The organism is Streptomyces sp. NPDC004065, assembly GCF_044903565.1.
Classification (GTDB): Bacteria; Actinomycetota; Actinomycetes; order Streptomycetales; family Streptomycetaceae; genus Streptomyces.
In genome coordinates, this window is record NZ_JBJDQT010000002.1 from 255,333 (window position 1) to 267,499 (window position 12,167).

The 12,167-nt window shown below is 74.3% G+C and carries 9 protein-coding genes; 1 reads left to right on the forward strand and 8 read right to left on the reverse strand.

The window, feature by feature from the left end:
• Positions 1 to 231 precede the first annotated feature (231 nt).
• On the forward strand, positions 232 to 1,575 hold the full coding sequence (locus tag ACI2LW_RS05055; protein ID WP_404729739.1) for an amidase: 1,344 nt from the start codon (positions 232 to 234) through the stop codon (positions 1,573 to 1,575).
• Between the two features lie 167 nt (positions 1,576 to 1,742).
• On the opposite strand, the gene ACI2LW_RS05060 is transcribed toward ACI2LW_RS05055, so the two are convergent.
• From ACI2LW_RS05060 to ACI2LW_RS05095, 8 genes are all read right to left on the reverse strand, one after another.
• On the reverse strand, positions 1,743 to 1,916 hold the full coding sequence (locus ACI2LW_RS05060) for a hypothetical protein (protein ID WP_404729740.1): 174 nt from the start codon (positions 1,914 to 1,916) through the stop codon (positions 1,743 to 1,745).
• A gap of 449 nt (positions 1,917 to 2,365) precedes the next feature.
• Positions 2,366 to 2,602 (reverse strand): hypothetical protein, encoded by a 237-nt coding sequence (locus ACI2LW_RS05065; RefSeq protein WP_404729741.1) that lies wholly within the window; start codon positions 2,600 to 2,602, stop codon positions 2,366 to 2,368.
• A 75-nt stretch (positions 2,603 to 2,677) separates the two neighbouring features.
• Positions 2,678 to 4,177, reverse strand: coding sequence for an SDR family NAD(P)-dependent oxidoreductase (locus ACI2LW_RS05070; RefSeq protein ID WP_404729742.1), 1,500 nt, complete (start codon positions 4,175 to 4,177; stop codon positions 2,678 to 2,680).
• 225 nt (positions 4,178 to 4,402) lie between these two features.
• Entirely contained in the window at positions 4,403 to 5,764 is a 1,362-nt protein-coding gene (locus tag ACI2LW_RS05075; RefSeq protein ID WP_404729743.1) for a wax ester/triacylglycerol synthase family O-acyltransferase, read from the reverse strand.
• 150 nt (positions 5,765 to 5,914) lie between these two features.
• Entirely contained in the window at positions 5,915 to 8,236 is a 2,322-nt protein-coding gene (locus tag ACI2LW_RS05080; RefSeq protein ID WP_404729744.1) for a GH92 family glycosyl hydrolase, read from the reverse strand.
• 451 nt (positions 8,237 to 8,687) lie between these two features.
• Positions 8,688 to 9,908: a glucose-1-phosphate adenylyltransferase gene (gene glgC / locus ACI2LW_RS05085; protein ID WP_404729745.1), complete on the reverse strand. Its 1,221-nt coding sequence runs from the start codon at positions 9,906 to 9,908 to the stop codon at positions 8,688 to 8,690.
• A 51-nt stretch (positions 9,909 to 9,959) separates the two neighbouring features.
• Positions 9,960 to 11,111 (reverse strand): glycogen synthase, encoded by a 1,152-nt coding sequence (gene glgA / locus ACI2LW_RS05090; RefSeq protein ID WP_404729746.1) that lies wholly within the window; start codon positions 11,109 to 11,111, stop codon positions 9,960 to 9,962.
• Positions 11,112 to 11,151: 40 nt separating this feature from the next.
• Entirely contained in the window at positions 11,152 to 12,129 is a 978-nt protein-coding gene (locus tag ACI2LW_RS05095; protein ID WP_404729747.1) for a (2Fe-2S)-binding protein, read from the reverse strand.
• Positions 12,130 to 12,167: the final 38 nt, after the last annotated feature.

A 12,167-nucleotide genomic window follows, 5' to 3' on the forward strand; every position in this document is an offset into this window, starting at 1 on the left:
CGCCCGACCGCGCACGCCGGCACGCGACGGGCACGCGCCCCCGGGCCGACGCCGGCCCATGCCGGACCTGCCGGAGCTGCCAGGCCGGCCGCCCCCGTCCCCTGGGCGGTGGCGTGTGCCCTCTCGACGCGGTGACGGTGGCGGGGCACAGTTCTCCCTGACGTACTCGCGAGTACGCCCGAGTACGCCCGAGTACGCACGCCGTCCGTCGTCCCGTCCCGAGGAGTGCCCGTGACCAGCTGGGTCGGCCTCAGCGCCGCCGAGATCGCCGCCGCCGTACGCGAGAAGCGGGCCACGCCCCGGGAGGTGGTGGCCGAGCACCTGGCCCGGATCGAGCGGCTGGACGGCCGGATCGGCGCCTTCCGCACCGTCCGCGCCGAGGCGGCCCTGGCCGAGGCCGACGAGGTCGCCGCCCGGCCGGACCTGGACGAACTGCCCCTGGCGGGCGTGCCGGTGGCGGTGAAGGACAACCTGGCCGTGCGCGGCGAGTCCAGCCGGGTCGGCTCGGCCGCCACGCCGGCGGAGCCGGCCGCCGGGGACCATGTCACCGTGGCCCGGCTGCGCGCGGCGGGCGCGGTGGTCGTGGGGCTGACGAACGTGCCCGAGCTGTGCGTCTTCGGCACCACCGAGGGCGTGCACGGCACCGCGCGCAACCCGTGGGACACCAGCCGCAGCGCGGGCGGATCGTCGGGCGGCAGCGCGGCCGCGGTCGCCGCCGGGATGGTGCCCGTGGCGCTCGGCAACGACGGCATGGGCTCGCTGCGCATTCCGGCCGCCAACTGCGGCCTGGTCACCATCAAGCCGGGCTCCGGGGTGGTGCCCGCGGGCATCGGCGAGGGCGACTGGTTCGGGATGGCGGAGAACGGCCCGCTGGCGACGACCGTCGAGGACACCCGGCTCATGCTGTCCGTGCTGGCGGACCCCGGGGCCGTGCGGCCGGCGGAGCCCGGAACCCGCACGATCGCCGTCTCCCTGCGCAGCCCGCTGGCCGGCGTCGCCGTGAGCAGGCCGTACGCGGAGGCGGCGCGGGAGGCGGCCAGGCTGCTCGCCGGGGCCGGGCACCGCCTCCGGCGGGCGAACCCGCCCTACCCGGCCACGCTCGGGGTCACGGCCCTGCGGCACTGGACGGCCGGCACGGCCGTGGACGCGGCGGGACTGGACACGCGCCGGCTGACCCGGCGTACCCGCGTCCACGCCGCGATCGGACGGCGGTTCCTGAACGGGGTGCGCACGGGCACCCGGCGGGAACAGCTGCGCCGGAGGCTGGAGCCCTTCTTCGCCGAGTACGAAGTGCTCCTGACCCCCGCGCTGGCCCGCCGCTCGCCCCAGGCGGGCCCGTGGCACGAGCGCGGCTGGCTGCGCAATGTGCTGGCCAACACGTCCTACTCGCCCATGACGCCGCCGTGGAACCTGACCGGCTGGCCGGCCATGGCCGTGCCGTTCGGCACGCTGCCCTCCGGGGCCCCGTGCGCGGTCCAGCTCGTCGGCCGCCCGGGTTCGGAGGCGGTCCTGCTGGACCTGGCGGAGCAGATCGAGCGCCTGCACCCGTGGCGGCGGACGGCGGGGACGGCGTAGCGGCGGGGACGGCGTAGCGGCTGCCACCGGCGCGGTGGCCCGGCCGGTGCTGCCGGACGGGCCGGCGCGGTGCCGTACTGGCGCGGTGGCCGGCCCGACGCGGTGGCCGGACCGGTGTCCCGGCCGGGCGGCCGGGACGGTGGCGATCGCGACGGCTTCCTGCCGGGTCAGTCCACGCTGGGCAGGATGTGCGGCTCGGCGAGGTCCTCCTCGTAGCCCGCCAGGCGGATGGGCGCCGACCGCGCCCACACGTCGAGGCTGCCGAGGTCTCCGTGCCGCCGGCCCGCGCGCTCCGCGCGTTCCTTGGGGCGCTGCTCGCGATTCGTCTTCTCCGGTGTCACCGCGCACTCCTTATGTGTCGGTCACCCTCGGGGCGCCCCGGCCGGTTGGCGGTCCGGCTCCTGACACCCGCTCGGGCATGGGTCGAAGCAGGTCGGACGCGGTGGCGCCGGCAACTGAGGTGCGAGCAGGCCGCTGTACGCCGGCTTGCCCCGGGACGGACGACGGGTGGGTGTGGATGGAACCCCTTGGTGCTGTCCGTCCACCTCAGATTAACCAAATGAGCGGCCCCCCGCTCGATGGGGCTGCAAAGAGCAGGTAACTTTCCGAAGTCGGCCGTGTTGATTGGGCCACATAAGGGGGATTTGCCCGAAGAAGAAGGGCGCCGGATTCACCCGTTCGGGCTCTCGGACGGACGCACCTCACGCGCGACGGCACACGAAGGCGGCCCCGCACGGTCGCGGACGGGGCGACGTGCGGGGCCTGGGTGCCGGCAAGGGAAGGGCGGCGCTCAGGGGAACAGCGCGATCCCCATCATGACCACCAGCACGATCATGACGATGAACCCCACCGTCCCCCACGTGCCGCTGTGCCGCAGCGAGAAGGTGCCGGGCTCCCCGCCGCGCGGCCGGTCCTCGGGCAGGCTGGCGTGCTCGGGGCGGTCGGCGGCGTAGAACTCCTCGTCGGACCGGTAGACGTTGCGCGGATCCTCGGCGCACCGAGGATCGATGAAGTCTGCACTGCTCATGGCAACTCCCGTACGCGCTCTCATCAGGGCGTGGGACCGCGGGAGGCGCCGGAGCCGTTCATCGGGGACGGACTCCTACCACTTCCCGGGCGCGTAGTCCTTCAGGAAGACGCCGTAGAGGTCTTCACCCTGTTCACCGCGAACAATTGGATCGTATACCCGGGCGGCGCCGTCCACGAGGTCGAGCGGGGCGTGGAAGCCGGCCTCGGCGAGGCGGACCTTGTCCGGGTGCGGACGCTCGTCGGTGATCCAGCCGGTGTCCACGGCCGTCATCAGGATGCGGTCCTTCTCGAACATCTCCTGGGCGCTGGTGCGGGTGAGCATGTTCAGGGCGGCCTTGGCCATGTTGGTGTGCGGGTGGCCCGCACCCTTGTAGCCGCGGCTGAAGACGCCCTCCATGGCGGAGACGTTCACGATGTACGTGCGCCGGGCCGAGGAGGCCGCCATGGCCGGGCGCAGCCTGCTGATCAGGATGAAGGGCGCCGTGGAGTTGCACAGCTGGACCTCCAGCAGCTCGACCGGCGTGACCTCCTCCACGGTCTGGATCCAGCTGTTGGTGTCGTGCAGGTCGGGGACCAGGCCGCCGGCGTCGATGGCCGTGCCGGCGGCGATCCGCTCCAGGGAGGCCGAGCCGGAGACCAGCGCCAGGTCGGTGACGTCCTGGGCGGTGAGCGCGCCCCCGCCCGCGACCGGCAGCGCGGCCACGGCGCCGGAGCCGAAGGTGCCGATCACCTCGGCCGCGGGCAGTTCGCCGGCGGGCAGCGGGGCCGACTCGGCGGCGAGCAGTTCGCTGTAGGCCTGCGGGGAGCGCCGTACGGTCTGCGCCGCGTTGTTGATCAGGATGTCCAGCGGGCCCTCGGCGGCCACGGAGTCGGCGAGGGCGACGACCTGGGCGGGGTCGCGCAGGTCGATGCCGACGATCTTCAGCCGGTGGATCCACTCGTCGCTGTCGGGCTGGGCCTTGAAGCGGCGGACGGCGTCGTTGGGGAACCGCGTGGTGATCGTGGTGTGCGCGCCGTCGCGCAGCAGCCGCAGCGCGATGTACATGCCGATCTTGGCGCGGCCCCCGGTGAGCAGGGCGCGCCGGCCGGTGAGGTCGGCGCGGGCGTCGCGGCGGGCGCGGTTCCCGGCGGCGCAGGCGGGGCAGAGCTGGTGGTAGAAGTAGTCGACCTCGACATAGCGGCTCTTGCAGATGTAGCAGGAGCGCGGGCGCTGGAGTATGCCCGCGATCTGCCCCTCGGCCGTGCGCGAGGAGGGCAGGATGCCCTCGGTCTCGTCGTCGACGCGCTGGGCGGACCCGGTGGCGGTGGCCTCGGTGACCGCGCGGTCGTGGGCGGTCTTGGCGGCGCGGCGCTCCTGGCGGCGGCGCTGCTTGACCGTGCGGTAGATGTGCGAGGTGGCCCGGCGCACCGCGATGGCGTCCGGGTGGTCCACGTCGATCCGGTCGAGTTCCGCGAGCACGCTGAGGCACACGGCGAGGCGCTCGGGGTCGATGCCCGGCCCGTACGCCGTCTCGCCGTCCGGCCCGTACGCCACGCCGTCCGTGGCCGTGGGGCCGTCGTCTGTCACCGTCATCGTGCTGCCGTTCCTGGTCACCCGCGCGGCGCGCCGACTCGCGCCCGCTTTCGAACGCCGGATTTTACGGCAGCGCCGGGGCGCCGGGCCAAACCGGTCACGGCCGGGGCCGCCGCGCCGGGCCCCCCGCGCCGCGCCGGGCGGGGCGGCGGCGCGCTCGGCCGGCCGACGGCCGGGCGCGCGGACAGCGACCCGCGGGCAGGGCGCGCAGACGGTGGCCGGCGGTCAGGGCGCGCAGACGGTGATCAGTGTCTCGACCTCCTCGGACACGGCGCGGGCCAGCCGGTTCAGGTCGGGCACCGCCTTGGCGTCGGCGACGAGCCCGTAGTGCACCCGGCCCCGGTAGGTGGAGATCGCGATCGCCAGGGACTGGCCGCGTGCCAGGGGTGCGAAGGGGTAGACCGCCTCGAGCGGGTGGCCGCCGAGCCGCAGTCCGACGCCGGGCAGCGGCACGCTGGTGACGAGGATGTCGAACCACAGCCGGGCGGCCTGGCCGACGAGCGGTCCGCCGAGCCGGTGGCCGAGCGCCGGCACATGGTCGGCGAGCAGGGCGACGGCGCCCGCGCCCCGGTTGGGGCCGGCGTCCTTGTTGCGGTCCATGGCGGCGCGGACGGCGGCCAGGCGGCGCAGCGGGTACGGCTCGTCGACGGGCAGTTCCATCAGATAGCCGGAGAGCCGGTTGCCCTGCGGGTGGGCGGTGCGCGGGCGGCGCCGGGAGACCGGGATCAGCGCGCGGGGCGTGACGCCCTTGCTGCCGTCCCCGCGCTCGTCGAGCCAGCGGCGCAGGGCGCCCGCGACGACCGCGATCAGTACGTCGTTGACGGTGCCGCCCACCGCCTTGCGGACCAGGTGCACGTCGTCGATGTCGACGACCACTCCGGCGGTGCGGCGGGTGCCCGTGGGTTCGGCGGTCAGCGCCGGGGTGGAGCGGATGGTGAGGGTGGAGCGGGCGACGCACGCGCCGATGTCCAGGGCCCGGCCCACGTCGGACAGCGCCCCGCGGACCATCCCGGGCAGCCGGCGCACGTCGGGCAGCAGGCCGCGCTCGGGTTCGGCGGGGCGGGGCCGGGGCGCGGGCCAGTCCATCGGGTCGAGCACGGCGGCGGCGAGGGTGAGCGCGCGCAGGCCGTCGGCGAGGGCGTGGTGGAACTTGAACAGCACGGCGAAGGAGACGCCGTCCTCGCCGGGCAGCACATGGGCCTCCCAGGGCGGGCGGTTGCGTCCCAGCGGGCGCTGCATCAGACGGCCGGCCTGGGCGTGGAAGTCGGTGGCCGGGGCGTGCAGCCGGACGTGGTTGAGCGGGTCGAAGTACGGGTCCGGCTCGCGGGTGGCGCCGCCGAAGCCGAGCGGCCGCCGCAGCGCGTCCGCCAGCGGGCGGCGCAGGTCGAGGGGGCGCCACACGTCGCGGATGCGCATGCGCAGTCCGGGCACGGCGGCGGCGCGGGCGGCGAGCAGGTCGGCCGCGTGGGCGCCGGCGGTGGGCGAGTGCGCCGAGAAGACTCCGAGCGCACCCAGGTGCATGGGGTGGTCGGCGGACTCGATGTTCCAGAACGCCAGGTCGAGGGGAGCGAGCAGATCGGACATCAATGGCTTGCCTCGCGTCGACGGTGGGTGAGTCTGCAGTCAACCGCCCTCGGCCGATTACGGTCAAGTACGATCAAGCTACGCACAGTTAACACCAGATTAAGTCCCGCCTCCCGGTGAAGGGGGGCGGGACACAAGGGGTCTGCGGCAGTGTCACCTCAGCACGGGCGGCGCCGCGCCGTCCGAGGTGCCCCACGCCGAGGGGCGCGGGCCGACCGTGTAGCGCAGGGTGCGCAGCGAGCGCAGCGCGCCGGTCGTCAGATAGGTGCGCTCGTGCGGCACCCCGTCGGCGAGCACGGCCTGGGTGTAGCGGTCGTCGCGGGAGGTGCCGGGCGCGGTGATGGTGAGGGCGCCCTCGGGGTAGTAGCGGCGGTCCAGGCGCAGGTCGACCCGGTCGAAGACGGGTGTGGACAGGCCCCAGGTGGCGTAGCCGGGCTGCACCGGGAACAGGCCGATGGACGACAGCACGTTCCAGGCGGACATGGTGCCCAGGTCGTCGTTGCCGGTCAGGCCGGCCGGGGTGTCGGTGAACAGGGTCAGCGCCGCGTGCACCACGTCGGTGGTCTTCCACGGCTGGCCGGTGGACAGATAGGTGTACGGGGCGATCAGGTCGGGCTCGTTCTGCGGGTTGTACTTGTCGGTGCCGTAGTAGGCGTACGGCCCGTCGACCCACACGTCGCGGGCGGTGCCCTCCGGGTCCTTCAGTAACTGCTGGTAGGCGAAGAACTCGTCGAGGCGGTCGTTGGCGAGCCGTCTGCCGCCCAGGAGGCCCACCAGGCCCGGCACGTCCTGCGGCACCAGCCACTGGTACTGCCAGGCGGTGCCCTCGTGGAAGCCCACGCTCTGCGCGGGGCTCCACGGCCCGGTGAAGGCGCCGGAGCCGTCGCGGGCGCGGAAGAAGCCCGTGGCCGGGTCGAACAGGTTGCGGTAGTTGCGGGAACGGGCGGCATAGCGCGCGGCGTCGCCGTGGTGCCCGAGCGCCCGCGCCATCTGGGCGAGCATGGCGTCCGACAGCGCGTACTCCAGGGTCGCCGAGGCTCCGAAGGCGTAGTCGGAGTGGCCCGACACGACCGGTTCGTGACCCTTGACGTACGGGGCGAAGCCGCGGGCGATGTAGTCCGGGTTGGCGTCGCGGCCCACCGAGGGCGAGCCGGCCGGCGGCACCTCGTCGGCGTTGCGCCTGAGCGCCCGGTAGGCGCGCTTCTCGTAGCCCTTGAGCAGGCCCTGCTGGAAGGCGTTGGTCAGGAAGGGGGTGACCGGGTCGCCGGTCATGACGTTCGTCTCGACCGTGCCGTAGCCCCACTTGGGCAGCCAGCCGCCCTCCTCGGCGACGCGGATCACGGAGATCGCCATGTCCCGGGACTCGGCCGGCGCGAGCAGGGCGAGGAGCTGGGCCTGGGTTCGGTAGGTGTCCCACAGCGACCAGTTCTGGTAGTACGTGAAGCCGCGCGCCCGGTGGATCCGCTGGTCCCAGCCGGTGTAGCGGCCGTCGGCGTCGCTGCCTGCGTTCGGCGCGAGGAAGGCCCGGTACAGCGCCGAGTAGAAGGTGCGGCGCCGGGCGGGGTCGCCGCCGCTCACGCGGACGTCGGAGAGCCTGTCCTCCCAGGCCCGCCGGGCCGCCAGGCGCACCGCGCCGAAGGTGCGCCCGCCCTCCGCGCGCAGATTGCCCGCCGCGCCGTCCGCGTCGACGTAGGACAAGGCGGTGGTCGCCTCGACGGTGGGGTCCTCGCGGGTGTCGAAGCGGAGGTAGGCGCCGCCGTGCCCGGTGCGCGAACCGGGCGTCACGGTGGCGCCGTCCCAGGTGCCGTACGCGGTGAACGGCCGGTCGAAACGGGTGACCGTGTAGACGGTGTACGGCACGGTGTCCTTGCAGAAGCCGCGGCCGGTGATCGCGGTGCGCACCGTCCGGTCGTCCAGCACCTCGACCTCGGTGGACACCGTCCGGTGCAGCGACTGGGCCGCGTTGAGCAGGACGTTGGCCTTGTCGGTGGCGGGGAAGGTGTAGCGCTGCACGCCCGTACGGGCACTGGCCGTGAGCTCCGCCCGGATGCCGGAGTCGAGGTCGACGCGGTAGTAGCCGGGGCTCGCCTCCTCGGTGTCGTGGCGGAAGCCTGCGGCGTACTTGGCGTAGTCCGTCCGCGTCACCTCGCCCGTGGTCGGCAGCACCGGCAGATCGCCGCCGAGCCGGCAGCCGACGCCGGAGAGGTGGACCAGGGAGAAGCCGCGGATCCGGTTCTGGGCGTAGTCGTAACCGGTGTTGTGGCCGGTGTCCGGGGAGAGCTGCACCATGCCGAAGGGGACGGCGGCACCGGGGAAGGTGTTGCCCTCGTTCGCGGTGCCGATGAACGGGTTGACCAGGTCGGTGAGCCGGGCGTCGCGCGGTTCGGCGGCCCGTGCGGCTTCGGGGGCGGCGGACAGCGCGGAGGCTGCCACCGCGCCCGCCATGCACAGGCGCAGGCGCCGGGTCCATCTCATGCAGGAAGACCTCCGGGAGGAGACGTCGTTGCCTGCATGATCACGTCTGAGGGCCCGTCAGCCGGGCAACCCGGGGGTGTCGCGCACGACGCGTCGCCAAGCGGGGCGCGCCGCGCTGAGAAGCGGCGCACGGCGGCCGGGCGGAAGAGCCGGTGCGGCGGGTGGAAGGGCCGGGGAGGGCGGGCGGAAAGGCCCGTGCGGCCCGACGGAAGGCCCGGGAGCCGCCCGGCGAAGCACCCATGCCGCCCGACGGAAGGCCCGGGAGCCGCCCGGCGAAGCACCCATGCCGCCCGACGGAAGGCCCGGGAGCCGCCCGGCGAAGCACCCATGCCGCCCGGCCGAAGACCCGGGAGCCGCCCGGCGAAGCACCCATGCCGCCCGGCCGAAGGGCAGGGAAGGCGCGCTCGCCTTGCCCGCTGCCGGTCCGGGCTGTTCTTCCCGGCCGCGTCGGCTACGGCACCCGCTGGCCCTTGCCCAGGGCGATCACACCGCCCTTGGAGACGGTGTACAGCTCCGCGTCCCGCTCCGGGTTCACGCCGATCGTCGCCCCGGGCGGCACCTCGACGTTCTTGTCCAGGATCGCGCCGCGCACGATCGCGCCCCGGCCGATGTGCACGTTGTCGTGCAGCACCGAGCCCTGGACGACCGCGCCCGGGTCGACCCGGACCCCCGGGGAGAGCACCGAGCGCGTGACCTGGCCGCGGATCAGGCAGCCCGCGCTGATGATCGACTCGCTCGCGATGCCCCCGGCGTTGAACCGGGCCGGGGAGAGCTGGGACGAGTGCGTGTAGATGGGCCAGTCGCGGTTGTAGAGGTTGAAGGCCGGGCGCTCGGCGATCAGGTCCATGTGGGCGTCGTAGTAGGCGTCGAGCGTGCCGACGTCGCGCCAGTAGCCCTGGTCGCGGGTGGTCTCTCCGGGCACGTGGTTGGCGCTGAAGTCGTACAGCTGCGCCTCGCCCCGGTCGGTGAGCTGGGGCAGGATCGAGCCGCCCATGTCGTGCACCGACCGCTCGTCCTCGGCGTCCCGCTGCAGCGCCTCGATCAGCGCCTTGGTGGTGAAGACGTAGTTGCCCATGGAGGCGAACACGCACTCGGGGTCGTCGGCCAGCCCCGGCGGGTCGGCGGGCTTCTCCAGGAACCGCTCGACGGTCTGCCCGTCGGAGCCCGGAGTGATCACCCCGAACGACGAGGACTCCGCGCGCGGCACCCTGATGCCGGCGACCGTGACCCCGGCGCCGCCCTCGATGTGCTGCTGGAGCATCTGCCGCGGGTCCATGCGGTAGACGTGGTCGGCGCCGAACACCGCGACGTAGTCGGGCTGTTCGTCGTGGATCAGGTTGAGCGACTGCAGGATCGCGTCGGCGCTGCCCAGGTACCAGCGCGGGCCCAGGCGCTGCTGGGCGGGGACCGGGGTGACGTAGTTGCCGAGCAGGCTCGACATGCGCCAGGTGGTGGTGATGTGCCGGTCCAGCGAGTGCGACTTGTACTGCGTCAGCACGCAGACCCGCAGGATGTCGCCGTTGACGAGGTTGGAGAGCACGAAGTCGACGAGCCGGTACGTGCCGCCGAAGGTCACCGCCGGTTTGGCGCGGTCGGCGGTCAGCGGCATCAGACGCTTGCCCTCCCCGCCCGCGAGGACGATGCCGAGGACCGAAGGTCCACCACGACGCATGGCCGCTCCCCTCACCCGATTGACACCACTACTGCCCCTGAGCAGCGAGGACTAAGCCTGTTTGAGGATCTCCTCGTACAGCCGCACCGTGCGCCGCGCGACCGTGTCCCAGCCGAACTCCTCCACCGCCCGCCGCCGGCCCGCCTCGCCCATCCGGCGCGCCTCCTCCGGGTCGCCGAGCAGGCGGTCGAGGGCGCGCGCGAGCCCCGCCTCGAAACCGTCGCCGGTGTCGACCAGCAGGCCGGTGCCGCCGTCCTCGACCACCTCGGGGATGCCGCCGACCCGGGACGCGACGACGGCCGTGCCGCAGGCCATGGCCTCCAGGTTGACGATGCCGAGCGGCTCGTAGACCGAGGGGCAGACGAACACGGCGGCGTGCGTCAGCAGCTGGATCACGTCCGGGCGCGGCAGCATCCGCGGGATCCAGTGCACGCCCGCGCGGGCGCGGCTGAGCTCCTCGTACAGATCGCGGAACTCGCGGTCGATCTCCGGTGTGTCGGGCGCGCCCGCGCACAGCACGACCTGGGCGGCCGGGTCGATGCCGCGCACCGCCCGCAACAGCTGCGGGACGCCCTTCTGACGGGTGATGCGGCCGACGAACAGCACGTACGGGCGGTCCGGGTCCAGGCCGATCCGCTCCAGGGCGTCGGTGCCGTGGTCGGGCTGGTAGAGGCCGGTGTCGATGCCGTTGTGGATCACGTGCACCCGGGCCGGGTCGAGCGCCGGGTAGCAGCCGAGGATGTCCTCGCGCATCGCGCCGGAGACGGCGACCACCGCGTCGGCGGACTCGATCGCGGTGCGCTCCGCCCAGCTCGACAGGGCGTAGCCGCCGCCGAGCTGCTCGGCCTTCCAGGGGCGCAGCGGCTCCAGGGAGTGCGCGGTCATCACATGCGGCACCCCGTACAGCAGTTTGCCGAGGTGGCCGGCCAGGTTGGCGTACCAGGTGTGGGAGTGCACGAGCTCGCGGCCCTCGAGCCCGGCGGCCATGGCGAGGTCCACCGAGAAGGTGCGCAGGGCGTCGTTGGAGCCGTCCAGCGCGGACCAGGGGCGGTGGCGCACCACGCCGTCGGCGCGGCCCTCGCCCCAGCAGTGCACCTCCAGGTCGACCAGCGGCCTCAGTTCCCGCGCCAGGAACTCGACGTGGACGCCCGCGCCGCCGTACACGTCCGGGGGGTACTCCCGGGTCAGCAGTCCCACTCGCACCCGCTACCCCCTGACGCTCAGCGGCCGGTCGCCTTCATGGTCACCCAGATGCGGCGCGCGGGGAAGAGCGCGGCGCTCGTGTGAAGCAACAGTCGCCGCAGATCCCGCCGCCGGGGACACGGTAGTAGAGGCAGCAGCTGCGCCGCCGGAAGACGGTGCCGGGGGTGCCGGGGAGGGGGCTCGGGGTGCCGGGGAGGGGGCTCGGGGTGCCGGTTCCGGCGACCGAAGTGCCGGTGTGGGCGCCCGGTCCGGTGAGGGTGCGGGTCCCGGCGACGGAAGTGCCGGTGTGGGCGCCCGGTCCGGTGAGGGGACCGGTGGCGGTGAGGGTGCCGGTGAGCAGGGGGTGGGCGAGGAGGCGTGCGGTCAGTTCCCGGGCGCGGTCGCCCGCCCCGCCGTCGCCGCCGGCGCGTGCCCACCCCTCCACCTGTCGCGCCGCACCGGCCAGCGCGGAGGCCGCGTTGCCCCACAGCAGTCCCGGCGCGAGCCGGTGGCGGGCCCGCAGGGCCGCCGCCAGGGGTTCCAGGTGGCCGCGCAGCACCACGTCCGCGAGCGTGGCCGCGTCCCCGGGCAGCGGGCGCACCTCGGTGAGCCACAGGTCGTCCGGCGCGCTGCCGGCCGGGTCCCAGTGCAGCAGGCACGGATCGAGGTCGGGGATCCGGCCGTACCGCACGGCGCAGCCGAGCGCGGCCGACCACAGGCGGGCCGCGAGCGCCTGGTGCGCCACGGAGGCCGCCACCCGCGTCTCGGGGACGCGGAGCGCGGCGGCCACCCGCCGGACCCGTACGGCCAGGGGGTCGTCGTCACTGCCGGCCCGCGCCGCGCCGGACGGCGGTGCCGCACTGGACGGTGCCGGGCTGGACGGTGCCGCGGCCTGCGCGGGCGGCGAAGTGCCGTAGGCCCGGGCGAGGGTGGGGAGCGGTCCGCGGGGCGGGGCGCCGGTGCGCAGGACGAAGAAGCCGCCGAGCGGGCGCAGCGCCGCGAGGGCTGGGTCGAGGTCCACGAACAGCAGTAGTACCAAGGCTCCTAGGGGTTCCCCGCAGGGGGTGTCCCCCTCCT